The sequence below is a fragment of the Parvularcula marina genome (genome assembly GCF_003399445.1).
GTDB classification, from domain to species: Bacteria; Pseudomonadota; Alphaproteobacteria; order Caulobacterales; family Parvularculaceae; genus Parvularcula; species Parvularcula marina.
On record NZ_QUQO01000001.1, the window covers coordinates 1206678 to 1225173 of the forward strand.

Consider the following 18496-nt stretch of genomic DNA (forward strand, 5'->3'; position numbering starts at 1 on the left):
GCTAGAACGTCTTCGAGAAATTGATCCCGACAATCGGATTGAAGGCAAATTCGCGCGCCTCACGGAACAGGAACTCACCATCCGGCCGCTGGCCATCATAGACGTCGCGGCGGAAATCTTCCGTGTAGTTCAGAATGTTGAACACATAGATTTGCGCATTCATGCCAAAGAAATCCTTGTGCTCTGCATAAATCTCACATGTCGGGGCGCTCTGGTCATAAAGGCTAACCTGAGTGCCAAAGAAGGCTTCTGAATTTTCAAAATCCTCGATCGACATGCCCCAGGCATAATCCGTATCCGGTATGTCGTGCCGGTATTCAAAGCGGTAGAACCATTTTGTCTCGTCATTCAGGCGGCGAAGGGCCCCTGAGAACGGATCGGCAATTTCGCTTTCTCGATAGAAAACGCGGTAGTCGAACTGGCCGCCCTTGACGCCCATCTTCTCGAGCATCTGGGTCCCCTGCAGCTCAATCCGCCAGCGCGTGGCCTCGGGAACATTGCCAAAGCCTTCGCTCATCACCGTATCCATCGTCATCGGATCAGTGACGGCAATCGGGATACGCTGGACGATGTCCTCAATGTCTTCATACTGGAAGGACAGCGTCACCTGACTTTCGTCCTTAAACGTCTTTTCGATCGCCGCCTCATAGAACCAGGATTGCTGGGGTGAGAGGTCGGTGTTCCCGGCCCGGTCATTGCCGTCCTGAAGATCGACAGAGCTGGCAAAGGCAAAGAAATCGAGCTGACCGACACGGCGGTCGACCCGCGCACGCAGCTCAACATTCTCTGACCAGTCATAGGTCGCGGAGACAAAGCCCTTGGGCCGTGTGAAGGACCGCTTATTGCCATTATCGCCGGTCTGTTCGAGCTCGGAATATTCCATGGCCAGCGAGGCCTGAATGTCGAGTTTCTTGCCCAGCGGGAAATTATAGGTCCCGGAGATTTCGCCGCGGCGCTCTTCGATCTTGGTGTTCCCGCCCGGAACATCGAATTCCATTTCGGTGCCGTCTTCAGCAATGTCAAAGAAAGCGGATTCAGCTTCGTTGAAATTATAGACAGCTTCTGCGCCAAGCTCGAAAGACTTGCCCTCGCCCATCGGCCAGTTCTGCTCGATACGGAGGATACTCTCCCCCTCATCGACCGTCCGCTCGAACCGTTCAGAATAGACAAATCCGTTCTCGTCATGCAGGCGGCCTTCAGATTTGAAGGGGCTGTGTTCGAGATACTGAAAGCCGATCAGCTTCATCCGCCCGCCAAAGGCATCAAAGGCGTAATCGCCGCTGATCTCCGTGTTCCACTCATCCTCATAATCATCAATGACACGATAGCTGTCAGGGATCATCGGATCGGTCGGGGACCGGCGAGAAATCTCGGAGAACTCAAAATCGAAAAGCGCAAAGCTGGCATTGAAATTGGCTTCGCGGCCGGCGGCATCCTTGTGACCCAGGCTCAGCGTGACTTCCGGATTCTCCCCATAGGGCTGGACGTCATCGTAACGGGTTTCAAGGATCTCCCCGTTCGGACCCGTCACAAGCTCTGGTCCCCATGCGCCATTGCGGAAGGCATCATTCTCAAAACCGAGCGTATAAGAGACGCCCTTCGCCGTCCCGGAGACAGAGACCGAGCCATTGGTCCAGCGGGTCGCAAGGCCTTTACGGAATTGCGGGCGCCATTCGAAATTGCCCGTCGTTTTGGTCGTGTTCAGAACGACATTCGCAACCGGTCCGGATAGCCCTGAGATCCCCAGCGTTGCGCCGTCGAGAATCTCGATACGGACGACCGCCTCGCGCGATGTCCGGGAGAGAACATCAAGCGGATCTGTTGATTTGCCAGACACCCGCGAGCCATTGATCAGCACATTGGTGCCGCCCTGCCCCAACCCGCGCTTCTGATCTGCTGAACGAACCTGAAAGCCCGGCACATTGAAGATCATGTCCCGCGCTGTTTGCGGGGCATACCGATCAAAATATTCCGGCAGGAAGATCTGCTTACCATCTTCCTCATAGGTCAGCTGGCCTGCGTCCTGAGCGGCATATGCTGGCGCGAGCGCCATCATTGCGGCGCACACGGCGCACGCTGTCGAATTCAACAATTTCACCTGTTCGGCTCCCCGATATCTGCCCGGTCGTACTCTGTGCGGTACGATCCCTCACTTACTGGATATCGATAACGGGAAACGAATTAGACTACACGTGTAGTCTTGGAAAGGTTCCAGTCAGACTTGGTTAATCACCTGAATTTTCGTCACTATTTCTCTTCGCCCGGGTCAGCACCTTAGGCAGAAGATAAGTCGACCCGATCAACGCGATTAGGACCACTGAGAAGACGAGATAGCTGAAATTCCGGTGCCCGAAATACCACCAGGCAACCGCCAGAATGAGTGCTGTTCCCTCGATCAGGCCATACCACATGAAGAATTTTGTATCGTCCTGCTGCTGATCACTCATCGGTCACTTCTCCAAAAATGCCGCGCGCCTCGATCTCCGAATCGATGCGGGCTTCATCTGATGCCCAATAGTCAAAAGTGCGCGGGCTGCGGCCATTATCGGCGGCCAGCGCAGCCACCCGCCCCTGCCCGGTGAAAAGCGTCTCGGGGATCATCTGCGCGATGGAATCGGCAAAGGCCTCATCGGGGCTGACGATCTCCCAGCCAGCTTCGCGCAGCGCGGTCACAAGATCATCCGCATAGAGCGCGGCAATGTCATTTTCATGAAGAAGGAGCACATGAATGGGCGACCGGCCGAGCGTGTCTACCGCCGCCTCATCGAAGAAATCCGCTGCACCCAGTAACATATCCGTATAAAGCTGGCCGAGCTTTTCGAAATCGACCTCGCGGCCCTCTTTCAGGGCCTTTTGCATCTGGCTGTCGATATACCAGTCATAGTTATCGATGGTGACATAGCCATTGCTGAGCCCTCTCTCCGCCAGCCCCGCTGCAATGACATCCCGCTTTTCAATCTCCCGCCCTTCATCAAGATAGGGATAGCGATACCAGGGCCGCCAGTTCTCAAACCCCTCCAGCCGGACAATCGCCTCGTCGATATCGGCAAGATAGTCCTCAGCAGAAACTCTGTGCGCCCATTGATGCGTATGGGAATGATTGCCAATGAGGTGCCCTGCCGCCGCATAGCGCTCCATCCGCGCCTTGCCGCCCGGCAATTGATCAAACCCGTCCGTCGTCACGAAAAATGCGACGGGTCCTGCCTCAACGCCCTTGAGCGCCGCGATCAGCGCTGTTGCCCGCTCATCGCCGGTAAAGACCCGCCCATCCTCACGTGGCCCGTCATCATAGGTGAGCGCAATGCGCCGGGGCGCAGGCTCCGCTGCGGCCAAGGAAAAAGCGGCGATCAGGGCGGTCAGCAGGGAGAGAAAGGTTTTCATACCAGCCAGTCTAGGCCGGTCATGACCTTCTGTCACTTTTGCGGCGGGCTGAAAGGCAGCATCATTGCGGTCTGGATCGCGCTTGCCAGCAGCTTTCCCTTGTCATTGAAAAGCTCCGCCGAGGACGTGCACAGGGTCGCCCCCATCCGCGTGATCCTTGCCGTGCACCGCATCGGTCCGGGCAGGCCCGGGCGGTGGAACTGGGTGTGAATGTCCGTGGTCGACGGCATCATGCGCCCGGCTGACATGATATGCATCAGCGGGCCCATCGTATCGTCCATCATCGCGGTCAGGATGCCGCCCTGCACTTTTTGCGCAGGGTTCAGCATACGGTCCGTTGCCAGAAAATCGATGGTCGCCGTGCCGGCCTCGACATCGATCTCGACAACATCAAAGCCGAGGAACTGCGCCGAGGTCGGCGTCGGAAACCCGGCCATGAAGCGGTCTCGATAGGCGGTGAGTTCCTCCAGCGTCGGAGGCTTCGTCACCATGGCTCAGCCGGCTTCTGCGGGCTCGGAATTGGGCAGCTTGCCGATCTTCTTCGCCGCCGATCCATCATAAAGCGACGCCTCGGTCAGCGAGGTATTGTCGCCCTCAGGATCGGAGGTGTGACGGCCCGGATTGAACACACCCGGCTCGACATATTCCCCGCGATCGAGCTTGCCGAGGATCTCCTCGAGTTTCTCCGGGGTCAGATCTTCGTAGTAATAGTCATTGATCTGGGCCATCGGCGCGTTGCAGCAGGCGCCAAGGCATTCGACTTCGAGCCAAGAGAGATTGCCGCTCTCATTGACCGTGTTCTGCGGGCCGATGACCTTTTCGCAGACTGCCGCCAGATCCTCTGCCCCGCGCAGCATGCAGGGGGTCGTCCCGCAGAGCTGGACGAAATAGGTGCCGACCGGCCGCAGATTGAACATCGTGTAAAAGGTCGCGACCTCATAGACCCGGATATAGGGCATGCCGAGTTGCGAGGCGATCGCCTCCATCGCCGGGATCGAGACCCAGCCTTCCTGCTTTTGCGCACGCCACAGGAACGGAATGACGGCAGAGGCCTGACGCCCTTCAGGGAATTTGGCGATCTGCGTCTCGCACCAGGCTTTGTTCTCTTCGGTCCAGGCGAAACTGTCGGGCTGCTGTCGGGCGGGTTTACGGTCGGCCATGGAATATCCGTCGCGTTAGGAGATTGTCTTGTGGCGGGCCTTTTCGTGATGTCGCCCGTGAATGTCCAGCGCAGATCATGCTACAGGGTGTCTCAAGGATACCTTGCATCGAAATTCGATAAGACTATCTTGGATCTAGCGATCACCGGAATGAGGGATAAATTCATGCGCGCATTTCTGCTTACACTTCTCGGCACGACGGCTCTTGTCGCCTGTAGCGGCGACAAAACGCCGGCGGAGACCGGCAAGACCGAGACCAGCAAAGAGGTCTCCTACACAAAAGCTGAGATCGAAGCGGAATCCGCCCGGCTCAATGAATGGTTCGAGGATCGCTGGCTGGAGCAGCTGGAGTTCTCGCCGATCACCAAGGCCTCCCTTGGCATCAAGGACGAAGATTACGGCAAGATCGACGATGTTTCCGAAGCTGCCGAGGACGAACAGCTCGAATGGCGCCGCCAGACCGTCGCCGATCTGAAAGCGAATTTCGACTACAACAAGCTGAGCCCCGAGGCGCAGACCTCCTATGACATCTGGATCTATGAGCTCAAACGCGCAGAAGACGCCCTGCCCTTCCGGCGCATGGGCTATGTCTTCTCCCAGATGCAGGGGCCGCAAAGCTCGCTGCCGAATGTCATCATCAATTTCCATTCGGTCGAGACCGAGCAGGACATGGCCGATTACGTCTCGCGGCTTTCGGAACTCGGGCGCGCCCTCAACCAGCTCATCGACCGGGCCGAGCTAAGCGCCGCCGAAGGCATCCACCCGCCGAGCTGGGCCTATGAAGCCGTGATTGAGCAGTCAAAAGCGCTCTCAAGCGGCGCGCCGTTCGAGGGCGAAGGCGAAACCCCGCTCTATGCTGCCGCCAACCAGAAACTGGCAGGCCTCCTCGAAGCCGGCGTCATTGATGAGGCGGAGGCGGAGGAATTCCGCGCAGCGGCCCGCACCGCCCTCCTCGAGGACGTCAAACCCGCCTATGACCGTCTCATCGCCTTTGCTGAAGGCGATCTTGAGAACAGCCCCGAAGTCGCGACCGGCTTCTGGCAGTTCGAGAATGGCCGCGAATTCTATGCCGAGCGGCTCGCCTTTGCGACGACAACTGATCTGACGGCGGACGAAGTCCATGAGATCGGCCTGTCGGAAGTCGCCCGCATCCGCGCCGAGATGGAAGCCATCAAGGAGCAGGTCGGCTTTGAAGGCACGCTGCAGGAGTTCTTCGCCTTTGTCCGCGACGATGAACAATTCTATTTCCCGAACACGGATGAAGGCCGTCAGGCCTATATCGACGCCGCCGATGAGCACCTCGCATTCATCAATGATAAGCTGCCTGAGTATTTCGGCCTGCTCCCGAAAGCTGATCTCGTCGTAAAACGGGTCGAAGCTTTCCGCGAACAGGATGGCGCTGCCCAGCATTATTATCCGGGCACGCCGGATGGCTCGCGCCCGGGCGTATATTACGCCCACCTCTCGGATATGAGCTCGATGCCGATCCCGCAGCTGGAGGTGATCGCCTATCACGAGGGCAATCCGGGCCACCACATGCAGATTTCGATCGCGCAGGAACTGACCAGCGTGCCGACCTTCCGGACGCAGTCTTTCTTCAACGCCTATGCCGAAGGCTGGGCCCTCTACTCCGAACTCCTCGCCAAGGAGATGGGCGCCTATGAAGACCCCTATTCAGATTTCGGCCGGCTGACGACCGAGATCTGGCGGGCTATCCGGCTCGTCGTCGATACGGGCGTCCACCACAAGGAATGGACCGAGGAAGAGGCCATCGCCTATTTCCGTGACAATTCCCCGGCTGCGACCCAGCAGATCGTCTCAGAGGTCCGGCGCTATATCGTCTGGCCGGGTCAGGCGACCTCCTACAAGATTGGTATGCTGAAGATCCTCGAAATCCGCGCCAAGGCCGAAGCAGAGCTTGGCGATGATTTCGACATCAAGGGCTTCCACGACACCGTTCTTGGCGGCGGCGGTCTGCCGATGAACCTGCTCGAAAAGCGCGTCGATCAGTGGATCGAAAGCCAGAAGGGGTAAGTCCCTCATCATGGTAGGGCGGAACGCCGAAGGCGCTCCGCCAGTTACACATCGCCCAAAGTGGCGGATGGCATTGCCATCCGCCCTACGCATTGTTTCTGTAGGGGCCTTTTTCTTTTATCTCACCCCCAACCCCTGCTACCGGTCAAGCCCATGAGCGAGACCGACACCAAAACGCCTGACGCCGTGCCGACCTTCGTCGACAGGCTGCCCCGCCCGATCCAGCCCTATCTGCGCCTCATGCGTGCTGACCGCCCAGTCGGGGTCTGGCTCCTTCTCATCCCCTGCTTCTGGGGATCGCTGGTCGCGCGGCCCAACCCGACACCGGCCCATGAGATGTTCGGTTTCTGGTTTCTCTTCCTCGTCGGCAGTTTCGTCATGCGCTCGGCGGGCTGCATCTATAATGACATTATCGACCGCGACATCGACCGGCAGGTCGAGCGCACCGCCGCCCGGCCCCTCGCCAGCGGCCGGATTAAACCCGCCGCCGCTTGGGTGCTTCTCGTTCTTCTCTGCCTGATCGGTCTTGCCGTCCTCCTCCAGCTTGGCCTGCCCGCGATCATTACAGGGCTCTGCTCGCTGATCCTTGTCGCGGGCTACCCCTTCATGAAGCGGATCACCTGGTGGCCGCAGGCCTGGCTCGGGCTGACCTTTAACTGGGGCGTGCTGGTCGGGGCCGCGACCCTTGCCGGGACGATTCCCGTCAGTGCGATGATGATCTATGCCGCCGGCATTTTCTGGACGCTCGGCTATGACACGATCTACGCCCATCAGGACCGGGAGGATGACGCGCTGGTCGGGGTCAAATCCTCCGCCCGGCGTCTGGGTCAGCATTCCGCCACCGCCATCGCCGCCTTTTTCGGGCTGACCCTCGTTCTTTTTGCCTTCGCCCTTATCGCAGAAGACGCCCTTCACGGGCTCCCCTTCCTTCTGCCCGCAGCGCTCCATTTCATCTGGCAGATCCGCAAACTTGATATCGAGGACCCGGCGCTTTGCCTGAAGCTCTTTAAATCGAATGTCCTGACCGGGATCCTCCTGACCCTGCCCCTTTTTGCCGCATGACGCGTAACCTTGAGCGCGCCCGCCCGAACAGGCAGGTGTAGAGCCATGAGCAAGACCCTCACCTTCGCCGCTGCCCTCCTCGGATTTCTGGCCGTCGCGGCTGGCGCTTTCGGCGCCCATGCCCTTGATGGCCAGCTCACCGAAAAGGCGGCGGACTGGTGGCAGACCGGGACGTTCTACCTTCTGACCCATGCCGTGGCGGCCTTTGCCGTCGGGGTGTCGGGACAAAAGGGCCTGTTTGTCACCGGCGGATGGTGCCTCGCCCTCGGCTGCACCGTCTTTGGGGCCTCGCTTTATGCTCTCGCTCTTGGAGCGCCGTCGATCCTCGGGGCCATCACCCCGATCGGCGGCATCCTGATGCTGGCGGGATGGGCCCTTGCGGCCATCGGCGCGATAAGGAGATGAGTGATGCATTTTGCGATGACACGACGGACCATGCTTCTGGGGTCGGCGGCGCTGATCGGCGCGGCCTGCACTTCTGGAGATGCGCGCGAGGCAAAGGAGGATTCCATGATAACCGATGACAGCAATATCGACTGGGCGAACCTCACCGAAGCTGAGTGGCGCGAGCGGTTGAGCGAAGAAGAATTCCGTGTCCTGCGCAAGGAAGGCACCGAGCGTGCCGGCACCTCTCCTCTTAATGATGAGAAACGCGAGGGCACATTCGTTTGCGCAGGGTGCGAGCTGCCGCTTTTTGCGTCTGAGACCAAGTTCGAATCAGGCACGGGCTGGCCGAGCTTTTACGACCACCTCCCCGGCGCGCTTGAAACCAAGCGCGACTTCAAGCTGGTTGTCCCGCGCACGGAATATCATTGCTCGCGTTGCGGCGGGCATCAGGGCCATGTCTTCAAGGACGGCCCTCGCCCGACGGGGCTGCGCTATTGCAATAATGGCGTGGCGCTGAAATTCGTCCCCGCCTAAGCCGGTCCGTAGATTTCCTTCCAGGCGCCGGGCGGGATCGTCAGACTCCCGCCCGACAGAATCACATTCGTTACGCTGTCATCCGTCGCGGTGAAGCGGACCGTCTGGCCGTCGAGCAGGCCGAGGGCGGATAAATCCTCATAGCTCCACACATCATCTGCGGGTGATTGCGCCGGGCCGGTCGTCACAGCCGCACCTGAGGCAAAGCCATCTGTGCCGCTACCAGCGGCATAGTCCGCCATATCGAGCGACGCAGAATGACTGCCCAATGACGGGTCCGTATAAAGCGGATCGGTGATTGTCGTGCCGACCTCTGCTGCGCCGGCCGTTCCCAGATCGCTGGTATTGCCAAAGAAAGTCGATGAGGTGATCGCCGATCCAGAGGCCTGCCAATAGCCAACTGAAAAGCTTTCATCGAGATCTATAGCTTTCGTGTAGCCTGTAAAAATGCAGTCATCGATCGTCAGCTCACTGAAGCCCCCGGGATCGTAATTGGCGAACAGGAAGCTGGTGCTGACCCCTGCGGCAGGACCGGTGAAGACACAATTCTCGAAAACGGGCACGGCACTCGCCCCCTGCCGCAACCTCACACTTCCCTTTCCATAGCATCGGGTCATGACGCCCTCGAATGTGTTCATTTGGGCATAGAAGTGCACAAAACTATCCGTCACCTCCGCGGCTGTGAGCTTAACATAGTCCGTTAACGTCCCGAACTGGCATTGATCGAAGACGGCAATTGCGCCGCCGCCAACATCGTTGACTGCCCCGCTGGGACTCGGCAGAATCCGGCAACGGAAGAATTCATGACCCCCCAGCGAGCCTTCGAACCCGCCAATAATACCTGCGGGCGCTCTGACATCCTCACCGCCATGTCCTTCGCCGCCGATGAAGGTGCAATCTTCGTGATAGGACGTGCTGTCATTGACGTGGACAGCTGCGTATTTGTGACAGTCTTCAACCCAGCATCTATAGGCTTCCAGTCTGCCGTCAGCATGTGCCGTCAGGCCATCGCCGCAGTTGGACACCTTGACATCATGCACGGTCAGATCACCTGATCCGTGCACGGCAAGACCATTTGATGAGCTCTGGAAATCATCCGAAGCGATTTCGTCGAGGCCTTGCCAATCACGGATATGAAGCCCGTTCCCATATAGGATAACGGTGCCGTCCGTCATATCGAATGCTTGCGTCGACCCAACACCGGTGAAGGTTGAGCGAAGTGTTGTCCCCGGCTCAAACACTAATGTGATCGTATTGGTATCGATGGAATAAACCAGCAGTGGATCATCCACATAGTCGCCCTGCTTGATCCGTACATTGACGGATGCACTCGTGGCAAGGCTTCCTAGTCGGCTTGATAGTTCTGAAAGCGTCGCCAGAGGCGCAGCCGGCACGCCTGTATTGCCATCACTGCCAAGCACCGTATCAACGACAAAATCAAAAGTCAGATCAAGTCCTAGCAACGCTGGAGGCGTGGGTGCGCCATTCGGCAGCGCGGGCGTCTCCGCCTCGATCACATATCCCCATGCTCCCTCTGCTACATCATAGGATCGTCTCGGCGCGCCTGTGGCCGCGGCAGCCGGTTTGCCTGTGTCGAGAAGAATAAGCGGATTGCTCCCAGCACTGAATTCAGCATCCTCGGGTGACAAGAGGTTTGAAATAGGGCCCGTCGCTTCGGTCCAGACCGCCGCTTCCTCTGCAGAGATTGCAAAACTCGCACCTGCGGGCACCCATGCAGGCGCAGAAGGCCCGCCAATGCCTGTCGAGTTGGGAAAGCTGACTTCCCCCGTCTCGTGATCAATCAGGATCGCATCAACAAATGTCTCGCCGTCCGCACTGACCCGAATGGTCAGATCGTCCGAGCCCGTCAGGCCGATCTCGACACGGCCCGACGCCCCAGTCTGAAAGACAAGTGAGGCCGTATCACTCGCACTCGCCTTGTTGATCGACTGACGCATGTCCCCCGTCCCCGGCGTAACGTCATCATGGGAGAAGAGGACAGCATCAGTCTTCACGGCCAGCCGATTGGTATCATCCGGCCCCGTATTGATCCCGAAGCGGGCCGCCTCTTCACTTCCGAAAGCACCCCATTCAGAGCCGTCCCAGACAATGTGCCGCCCTTCGTCAGCGACATAGGCCGTGATGCCTTCAATCGCGGGATATTCCCGCCAGGCATTATCCTGCCAGACAGCGATTACATCATCAGCAAGACCAGACCAGCTTTCGCCCGTTTTGCCAGACGGCAGGATATACCCCTCGCCTTGAGCAGGTTCTTCAGGCTCTTCGCTGACCGTCCGGGAGCTGACAGATAAATGCACCAACGCATCAAGAGACCGGATCGTTTCATTGACCGTGACATGCTTTTGCGCCTGGGCTTCCATCACGTAAGGGAAAGAAAGTCGGGTCGAGTTGTCCATGACGTCTCCGGAGAAGGCTCGTTTCAGCGTTCAAGATAAGTCAGGCGCGAGGTGCGGGGATAAGTTTGCGGCGGCGGGCAAGATTGACCCCGCCCCTCTCGACTGTTCTAGTCAGGACAGGAGAAATTGAATGCTGATTTCATTATTGGGCCTCATCGCCGCCAGTTCCACGATAGCCCAGGAACCCGGCTCACCGCCTCAGGACGGCTGGGAAATTGGCGCTGTCTCCTTTGAGCTGACCATCAATGGAAAGCGCGGGAAGAGCGAGCCCATCCCCACCGTTTTTACGGTCAGGGAAGACGTCCCCGGCGTCCTCTTTATGTGTGACCAGTCTTCCTATCGTGTACGGATCGCCGAGAAGCCGATGCCGATGCACAATGTCGTTCACGGCACACAAAAACGTAACGTGCCGAATGTCCGGTTTTTCCTGTTCCTGGATGATGAGAAAGTGCTGACCGGAAGGGCTGATCGCTGGACGCAACTTGACGCCATCGCACCGGTGGGACGCGAACCAGCCGCAAACCTCTTCAATGCGATCATCACCGGCCAAAAGGCTGAATACGCCTTGCGCCGGGAAAAGAACCGTCAGCTGCTCCATCTGCCGCCCGTCGATGAAAACTTCCGTGCCTTTGCCGATGCCTGCAAGGCGCTCCAGTCATCGTCTGAATAGAGCGAACTCCCGCAACCTGATTATTTTTCGCAGTTGCAAAATAAAGGTGGTCATCTGCGCGAAAATATGCGCTCATGCCCCATCGAAACATGACGGGAATTCAAAGCCTTACTTCCAGCAGCTTCGAAATCACTTTCTCGTCATTCCACTTCCAAAAGGATCAATGCCTGTGTTCAAGCGTCTCGCCCTTATGGCCATTTTTGTTCTTACCGCCGCTGCCTGCGCCACGACGCCGGAAGAAGGCGAGACTGAAAAAGACGATGATGGCACGCATTGCACCGTCGAACGCGACATGGGCTCCCGCATGGGCACCAAGGTCTGCCGCTAAGACACGATTTGCCGGGATGACTGTCATCTGACTGCATCCCGGTCTGTCATGCCTCCCCTCGAATGGTAGGAAGTCAGAGCCGCCGGCAACACCGGCGGCTTAAACTTGTTGCTGCCCAATTCCGGAGGAAGCCCGCATGACACGCCGTCTCATCTTCACGACATTCGCCGCTCTATTGCTTGGCGCCTGTACGACGCCGCCCGAAGAGAAGAAAACGGCTGAAACCGAAGACCCTGAGGGGCTCACCTGTACCGAAGATGCGCTCGTCAACACGCCGCGTGATCCGGTGAAAATCTGCCGCGACTGACGCCTCCGGCATTCATGAACACATGAAAAAAGGGCGGCTTTCTCCCAGAAGCCCCCCTTCCCTTGCCTCATCAAGATCGAGAAACGGTCAAACGAGGCGTTCGTGATCCAGCGAAAAACTCAGAGTCTTTTCATCAGGACGGAAGCGTAAGGTGCCTTTGTCGGCTTTGCGCCACCAAAAAACTGGGCCCCGAGCTGACCGAAAAACCCAATCACGAGTGCTGTTGCCAACTGCTCAGTATCAAGGTTCGGGATCGGCAGCGGTTCACCACCAGGAAGGGTCGTTGGTACCCCAACGATCTTCGCCACCAAAAGAAGCACGATGACTGTGATCAGAAGATTGATCACGTAGCCGAGGAAAAACTGCTTTTTGACGTCATTTTTTTCCTGTGGCGTCAGCCCCTCGCCTGTAAATTGTCGCTTCTGTGCCTCCAAGCGATTGAGAATATTCGGCATATTGACGAACCAGCCCAGCAGGAAGAGCAAGAAGATTACCCCGCCGCCGAAATAGGCGAAGGGTACCCCCACCACTTTCATCAACAACCAGCCAAAGAACCAGATCGCAAGAAACTGCGCGACAAATTCGATCAGCATCAGGATGACCAGACCCGCGATCATGGTGCCCATCGAGACGCTTTCACCAGATGCGGCATTGGCTGCGACGTACGGGCTCTCGCCCCCTTGTATCACGCCTTTGAAGCCAACGACCTCCGCATAATCGGGGTCTTCTAGAAACGCATTATCGAGAGCTTCCTGACGGCGTTTGAGCGCACGGAATTGGTTCAGCGATACCATGGCGCTGGTCGCGAAGATCGAATACATTGGAATTTCCCACCCAACTATTGCCCCAGAACTCTTGTCTAGCCTCTGCAATGTGCAACTTCAAGGCTAGGAAGAAGACTGGCTCAACTCCCCAATTGGCGTAAGATGAGGATCCAGATCGGCGCGGTGATCAACGACCCGACGGTTGCAAACATCACTGCACTGGCCGCCGCGCCGGTGGCCCTTCCGTAAAGCTGCGCAAAGACAAATGCGATGAGCCCTGATGGCATCGCCGCCGTCAGGACGGCCGATTGCGTGACCTCAAGCGGCAGATGCATCGGCCCTGTCGCGAGCCCAATGACAATCAGCGGATGAATGATCAGTGAGAGACCGGCGACCATGGCGGCCTCGCCGAAGGCCCGCTTGGGTTCGCACTTTGTCAGCACGCCGCCTAATCCGAAAATGGCCGCAGGCAACGCTGCTTCTGCCAGCATATCGACGCTGTCCATGATTGGCGACGGGACGGTCAGCCCGGACAGATTGACGATAAAGGCCGCAGCCAGCCCGATCATCAACGGGTTGCGTACGACCTCTCGCGTAATGAGTTTCAGCGATGCCGCAGAGAACTGCCCATCCGCCTTGGCCAGCTCCATTGCCGTGATCCCGACCAGGAAGCAGATCGGTGAGTGAATGGAGATGATTGCGAAATTCGGGCCGAGCGTGTCGGGGCCGAAAGCTCGTGCCGTGATCGGCACCCCCAGCATCAGGCAATTGGTAAAAAGCGCGGCAAAACCAATTACGACACTATCCGTCCAGGGACGGTTGAAGATCAGCCGAGCGCCCAGCATGCCGAGCACGAAACAGCTGAGTGCACCGGTATAGAATGATACGAACAGCGCCGGATCGAACGCCGCGGCCAGGTCCAGACGGGATATCTTGCTGAAAAGAAGACAGGGAAAACCGAAGGTCAGGATAACTTTCATCATCCCGTCAATCGCGGCGATCGGGATCACGCCCGTCCGGACCGCGGCAAAGCCGGTGCCAATAATAATAAAGATCGGCGAGATGATCAGCAGGATTTCCAACATCCACCCGCCATGCGCGCGCCGTGCGGGAAGGTCAATCTCTGCTGCGCTCGGCGCCTGACAGGTCGCAAGACGAATGATAGATTGCAGCCGTCATGCGGCCCCTCTCTTAACGCCGCCGAACTCGAAAAGGAGTTTCATCATGGTACAGCGTATTCTTCTTGCCGCCCTTCTTGTCCTTTCGGCTACGGCCTGCGTCACGCCGCCCGAAGAGGGAGAGAAAGAAGCGAAGAAAGAGCCCGATGCCAAATATTGCGACACCGACGCCGATGACCGCCTCGGCACGGAAGTCTGCCGACAATACTGATTTTTCCCGGCCTTGCGGCAGTAGGACAGCAAGGCCGGTTCTTATTCCGATGGCGTCATGACTTCTTCGAAATAGATTGCCCAGCTCTCACCCTGGTCGAGCGAGTAATCGACCGTGAATGTCTTGGGAGCACCAAGGTCCCAACGCAGACGAAAATGCATCTTCTGATCATCACCGAGTGGGAAGTGGGTGTCGCTGCGCAGATTGGTGACCTCAAGCATTTCAGGTTCGGTGAAACGCCCCTCATAGATGTCCATCAGCCCCCAGGTGTCATCGACGACAGCCACGCGATATAGCTGTCTGTACTGATCATAGCTCATTTGGGTCTTGAGGGTGATCAGCTCTTCCAGACCAAGATCCGACGTCCGTTCTTCTTCCAGAACCCGGCCATTCAGCACGAAATGAGAAGTGCTCGTCGCTTTGCGCAATTCAATCGGGCCATCAGGCGTATGCCGGACGCCGGTGATGACGAACTCCCCTTCGAGCGGCGCCAGTCTTGCCATGGCCTCCAGAACCGGATCCTCGTCAGCAGTGGCGGACCCGATCCCCAGACCGAGGGCGAGCATGAAGGGCAGGAATTTGCGGAACATAGCGACCTCACAATTATCGATAAACGATACATTGCGCAGCGCTGACGTCAAGCTCTTACCGCGTCTCCAGATCGAGTTCCTCGAGCTTGCGGATCTCATCACGGATACGCGCCGCGTCCTCGAATTCGAGATTGGCCGCGGCCTCGCGCATCTGTTTTTCAAGCGCAGCAATATGGGTTTTCATATTGTCGCCATGCTCGAATTTCGTAGCCTCCTCGGCCATGCCGCCCGCGCCGGTCAGTCTTTGCGAACTGAAGGTCGTCCCGGCGGCCGCTTTCAGCGCCTCATCATCGCTGTCGGTGATTTCAGCGATCTTCGCCTTCACCGTTCTCGGCGTGATGCCATGCTCCTCATTATGGGCGAGCTGTTTCTCGCGGCGGCGTGAGGTTTCGGCGAGCGCCCGCTCCATCGACCCCGTCATGCCATCCGCATAAAGAATGACACGGCCATCGACGTTCCGCGCTGCCCGGCCGATCGTCTGAACCAGTGATGTTTCTGAGCGCAGGAAGCCTTCCTTATCGGCATCGAGAATCGCCACCAGCTCGCATTCCGGGATGTCGAGCCCTTCGCGCAACAGGTTGATGCCGATCAGCACATCGAAGGTGCCGAGACGCAAGTCACGGATGATCTCGATGCGTTCAATCGTGTCAATGTCCGAGTGCATGTAGCGAACGCGGACGCCCTGCTCATGCATATATTCGGTCAAGTCCTCGGCCATCTTTTTCGTCAGGGTCGTGACGAGCACCCGACCGCCTTTGGCCGCGACCTTCTTGCACTCATCAATGACGTCATCGACCTGATTGATCTGTCCCTTGGAGACGGGCCGGATTTCGACCGGCGGATCGACAAGCCCCGTCGGACGGATCACCTGCTCAACGAAAACACCGCCCGTGCGGTCCAGCTCCCACGGCCCCGGCGTGGCGGAGACATGCACCGTCTGGGGCCGCATCGCGTCCCATTCCTCGAATTTGAGCGGCCGGTTATCCATGCAGCTCGGCAGGCGGAAGCCATATTCCGCCAACGTCCTTTTTCGCGCAAAGTCACCTTTGAACATGGCGCCGATCTGCGGGATCGTCACATGGCTTTCGTCGCAGAAGACCAGCGCATTCTCCGGCAGATATTCAAAAAGCGTCGGGGGCGGATGACCCGGCTTCCGGCCTGTTAGATAGCGGGAGTAGTTCTCGATGCCGTTGCAGACCCCTGTCGCCTCCAGCATCTCAAGATCAAACGTCACCCGTTCGCGCAGGCGCTGCGCCTCGATCAGCCGGCCTTCGGCCTCCAGAACCGGCAGAGTTTCGGCCAGCTCCTTCTTGATCCCCTCCAGCGCGCGGCGGATCGTCGGGCGCGGCGTCACATAGTGAGAGTTCGCATACATCTTGATCTGGTCGAGTTCTGCGATCTTTTGTCCCGTCAGCGGATCAAATTCCGTGATCGCCTCAACCTCGTCACCGAACATGCTGACCCGCCAGGCGACATCCTCGAGGTGCGCCGGGAAGATCTCGATGACATCGCCCCGTGCCCGGAAACAGCCCCGCGCGAAAGCAACATCATTGCGCTTATATTGAAGCGCCACGAGGTCCGCGAGCAATTGCTGGCGCTCAATCTCCTGCCCTTTCTCTAGGGTGAAGGTCATCTCCGTATAGGTCTCAACCGAGCCGATACCGTAAATACAGGACACCGACGCAACGATGATTACATCATCGCGTTCGAGCAGCGCCCGGGTGGCCGAGTGGCGCATCCGGTCGATCTGCTCATTGATCGTGGATTCTTTCTCGATATAGGTATCCGTGCGCGGAACATAGGCTTCGGGTTGGTAGTAGTCGTAATAGGATACGAAATACTCGACCGCATTATTCGGAAAGAAGCTCTTGAACTCACCATAGAGCTGCGCGGCGAGCGTCTTGTTATGCGCAAGGATCAGCGCGGGCCGCTGCATCGCTTCGATGATCTTGGCCATGGTGAAGGTCTTGCCCGACCCCGTGACCCCGAGCAGCACCTGATCGTGCTCCTGCTCTTTGATGCCTTCAACGAGTTCAGCGATCGCCGCCGGCTGGTCGCCCGCCGGCTCGTAATCCGAGACGACCTCGAGCCGCTTGCCGCCTTCGAGCTTGTCCGGGCGGGCGGGCCTATGCGGCGCCCACTGCCCCTCCATCCGGTCATGATAGGAGACAACGGCTTCGGAAAATCCAAGGTCTTCGGGCAGGGTCTTGCTCATGGGGAAGAGTTAGGCGCGAGGGGCGGCCGGAGCAATGCGTCAGACCCCCATGCTGCAACCAAAGCTTCGCGTGATGCGTTAAATGCGTTACGGAAGATGCTGGGCGCCGGGGGGCCCCTGTTGGAGAGAGACCTGTGAAACCTGTCATTGGATGGCTGGCCGCCTTGGCCGCCGCGTTTAGTTGTGTTCACGCCCAGACGGTCGATCAGGAGCAACCCCTGTTCGATACGGCCCTTCCCCCGCAAGCGATTGGCGGTAGCTCAGAGCAGAAACTGGCGCAGACTTTTACCGTCGGTGTGACCGGCGGCCTGACCGCCATCGAAATCCCCGTCGGTTGCAGCGATGGCCAGCTTACCGTTGAGATCCAGGGGCAGACGGCTACTGGTGAACCCAATGGCATTGCCCAGCGCCGGGCTATCGTAAATGCCGATGAAGTGCCCCCGCCGCCAGACGATTTTGTCCGCATTCATCTCCCAACAGACCTGCCCGTGAGGGCGGGAGCGAGGCTGGCCCTCGTCCTGACGAACACCAGCGGCACTTGTGGCCTCGCCCGCGCGCCTGCCGGCGAAACCTATTCTGGCGGCGGACTATTCTTTGATGCCCGCCCCAATCCACCGGGCTGGATTTCCAACAAGACCTTTTTCGGGCCAGATGCGGATGTACCGCTGGACCTGCCGTTCCGCACCCTGATGGCCACGGGCGCGAGAGGCGGCGCGGACGATGATCGCTGCACTGTCATCACCAATGACGGCCCGCAAACACTACCGATCCCGGATAGCGTGCCGCTTTGCCGGTGCCTTGAAGATGCCGGAGCCCGAGAGCTGCGCTGTCGGCTCATCCATCCTGATTTCCTTTTGACCCGCCGCATCCAGACGCCATTTGAGCCCGGCTCGCCGTTTGAAGAGGAATGGATGTTCACGCCGCTGAAAGAGCTGAAGACACCTGTCATGATCGAATTGGCTGGCGCGGGGCTCGACAAGCCGGCACGCCATGTCTTCGGCAAGAAAAGCAAACCCGGCACGTTCGAGAGATGGACGGTCAAAGGGATCGCGCCGAAGACCGAGAAGACACTCGGCGGTGTCGCGACGGTCCTTTACGAGGGTTTGAGCCTCGGCAATTCCGACGGCCCGGTAGAGTTCCGCTTTGACCGCACCTTGCCCGATAGCGCGCTGGGTAACTGGCCGGAGCTGATGTCTCCCCCGAAACCCTGACGGAATCAGCATTCCTCGCCACTTGCGTTTGCGAGTGGCGAAATCCT

At 58.4% G+C, this 18496-nt stretch carries 19 protein-coding genes; 9 read left to right on the forward strand and 10 right to left on the reverse strand.

The features are described from left to right. Nucleotide 1 precedes the first annotated feature (1 nt). From DX908_RS05705 to nuoE, 5 genes are all read right to left on the reverse strand, one after another. On the reverse strand, nucleotides 2-2098 hold the full coding sequence (locus DX908_RS05705; RefSeq protein ID WP_147303735.1) for a TonB-dependent receptor plug domain-containing protein: 2097 nt from the start codon (nucleotides 2096-2098) through the stop codon (nucleotides 2-4). 127 nt (nucleotides 2099-2225) lie between these two features. Then, nucleotides 2226-2447 (reverse strand): hypothetical protein, encoded by a 222-nt coding sequence (locus DX908_RS05710; protein ID WP_116391452.1) that lies wholly within the window; start codon nucleotides 2445-2447, stop codon nucleotides 2226-2228. Next, entirely contained in the window at nucleotides 2440-3381 is a 942-nt protein-coding gene (locus tag DX908_RS05715) for a polysaccharide deacetylase family protein (RefSeq protein ID WP_116391453.1), read from the reverse strand. The genes DX908_RS05710 and DX908_RS05715 overlap by 8 nt, the downstream gene beginning before the upstream one ends. Before the next feature lie 32 nt (nucleotides 3382-3413). Continuing rightward, nucleotides 3414-3872 carry a PaaI family thioesterase gene (locus DX908_RS05720; protein WP_116391454.1) on the reverse strand — a complete coding sequence of 153 codons (459 nt, stop codon included), beginning with the start codon at nucleotides 3870-3872 and terminating at the stop codon, nucleotides 3414-3416. Between the two features lie 3 nt (nucleotides 3873-3875). Further along, on the reverse strand, nucleotides 3876-4541 hold the full coding sequence (nuoE, locus tag DX908_RS05725; protein WP_116391455.1) for an NADH-quinone oxidoreductase subunit NuoE: 666 nt from the start codon (nucleotides 4539-4541) through the stop codon (nucleotides 3876-3878). A 165-nt stretch (nucleotides 4542-4706) separates the two neighbouring features. Here nuoE and DX908_RS05730 point away from each other — a divergent pair, with 165 nt between their 5' ends. The 4 genes from DX908_RS05730 to msrB all read left to right on the forward strand — a co-directional run bounded on the left by DX908_RS05730 (nucleotide 4707) and on the right by msrB (nucleotide 8558). Continuing rightward, nucleotides 4707-6575, forward strand: coding sequence for a DUF885 domain-containing protein (locus tag DX908_RS05730; protein ID WP_116391456.1), 1869 nt, complete (start codon nucleotides 4707-4709; stop codon nucleotides 6573-6575). A gap of 153 nt (nucleotides 6576-6728) precedes the next feature. Next, nucleotides 6729-7637, forward strand: a complete 909-nt coding sequence (ubiA, locus tag DX908_RS05735; protein WP_116391457.1) for a 4-hydroxybenzoate octaprenyltransferase — start codon at nucleotides 6729-6731, stop codon at nucleotides 7635-7637. A 45-nt stretch (nucleotides 7638-7682) separates the two neighbouring features. Then, nucleotides 7683-8042: a DUF423 domain-containing protein gene (locus DX908_RS05740; protein WP_116391458.1), complete on the forward strand. Its 360-nt coding sequence runs from the start codon at nucleotides 7683-7685 to the stop codon at nucleotides 8040-8042. Between the two features lie 105 nt (nucleotides 8043-8147). Further along, nucleotides 8148-8558 carry a peptide-methionine (R)-S-oxide reductase MsrB gene (gene msrB, locus DX908_RS05745; RefSeq protein WP_438943330.1) on the forward strand — a complete coding sequence of 137 codons (411 nt, stop codon included), beginning with the start codon at nucleotides 8148-8150 and terminating at the stop codon, nucleotides 8556-8558. Here the strand turns inward: msrB and DX908_RS05750 are convergent. Beyond that, the gene (locus DX908_RS05750) at nucleotides 8555-10975 is read right to left on the reverse strand and encodes a DUF2793 domain-containing protein (protein WP_116391459.1); all 2421 of its coding nucleotides are present in this window, start codon (nucleotides 10973-10975) and stop codon (nucleotides 8555-8557) included. The two genes, msrB and DX908_RS05750, sit on opposite strands and share 4 nt — an antisense overlap. Before the next feature lie 130 nt (nucleotides 10976-11105). Here DX908_RS05750 and DX908_RS05755 point away from each other — a divergent pair, with 130 nt between their 5' ends. The 3 genes from DX908_RS05755 (at nucleotide 11106) to DX908_RS16280 (ending at nucleotide 12280) form a co-directional block, all read left to right on the forward strand. Next, nucleotides 11106-11645: a hypothetical protein gene (locus DX908_RS05755; RefSeq protein WP_116391460.1), complete on the forward strand. Its 540-nt coding sequence runs from the start codon at nucleotides 11106-11108 to the stop codon at nucleotides 11643-11645. A 190-nt stretch (nucleotides 11646-11835) separates the two neighbouring features. Continuing rightward, nucleotides 11836-11973 (forward strand): hypothetical protein, encoded by a 138-nt coding sequence (locus DX908_RS16275; protein WP_158548526.1) that lies wholly within the window; start codon nucleotides 11836-11838, stop codon nucleotides 11971-11973. A 136-nt stretch (nucleotides 11974-12109) separates the two neighbouring features. Beyond that, nucleotides 12110-12280: a hypothetical protein gene (locus DX908_RS16280; protein ID WP_158548528.1), complete on the forward strand. Its 171-nt coding sequence runs from the start codon at nucleotides 12110-12112 to the stop codon at nucleotides 12278-12280. Nucleotides 12281-12399: 119 nt separating this feature from the next. Here the strand turns inward: DX908_RS16280 and DX908_RS05760 are convergent, their stop codons facing one another. Both DX908_RS05760 and DX908_RS05765 read right to left on the reverse strand, forming a co-directional pair. Beyond that, nucleotides 12400-13101: a hypothetical protein gene (locus DX908_RS05760; RefSeq protein ID WP_116391461.1), complete on the reverse strand. Its 702-nt coding sequence runs from the start codon at nucleotides 13099-13101 to the stop codon at nucleotides 12400-12402. 83 nt (nucleotides 13102-13184) lie between these two features. Next, nucleotides 13185-14129 carry an AEC family transporter gene (locus tag DX908_RS05765; RefSeq protein ID WP_116391462.1) on the reverse strand — a complete coding sequence of 315 codons (945 nt, stop codon included), beginning with the start codon at nucleotides 14127-14129 and terminating at the stop codon, nucleotides 13185-13187. 139 nt (nucleotides 14130-14268) lie between these two features. Between DX908_RS05765 and DX908_RS16285 the strand changes: the two genes are divergently transcribed. Then, nucleotides 14269-14433 carry a hypothetical protein gene (locus DX908_RS16285; RefSeq protein ID WP_158548530.1) on the forward strand — a complete coding sequence of 55 codons (165 nt, stop codon included), beginning with the start codon at nucleotides 14269-14271 and terminating at the stop codon, nucleotides 14431-14433. A 41-nt stretch (nucleotides 14434-14474) separates the two neighbouring features. Here the strand turns inward: DX908_RS16285 and DX908_RS05770 are convergent, their stop codons facing one another. After that, nucleotides 14475-15023, reverse strand: coding sequence for a DUF1579 family protein (locus DX908_RS05770; protein ID WP_158548532.1), 549 nt, complete (start codon nucleotides 15021-15023; stop codon nucleotides 14475-14477). Nucleotides 15024-15078: 55 nt separating this feature from the next. Continuing rightward, the gene (gene uvrB, locus DX908_RS05775; protein ID WP_233508714.1) at nucleotides 15079-17175 is read right to left on the reverse strand and encodes an excinuclease ABC subunit UvrB; all 2097 of its coding nucleotides are present in this window, start codon (nucleotides 17173-17175) and stop codon (nucleotides 15079-15081) included. 197 nt (nucleotides 17176-17372) lie between these two features. On the opposite strand from uvrB, the gene DX908_RS05780 reads away from it, so the two are divergent. Continuing rightward, nucleotides 17373-18449, forward strand: a complete 1077-nt coding sequence (locus tag DX908_RS05780; RefSeq protein ID WP_116391465.1) for a hypothetical protein — start codon at nucleotides 17373-17375, stop codon at nucleotides 18447-18449. Nucleotides 18450-18496 lie beyond the last annotated feature (47 nt).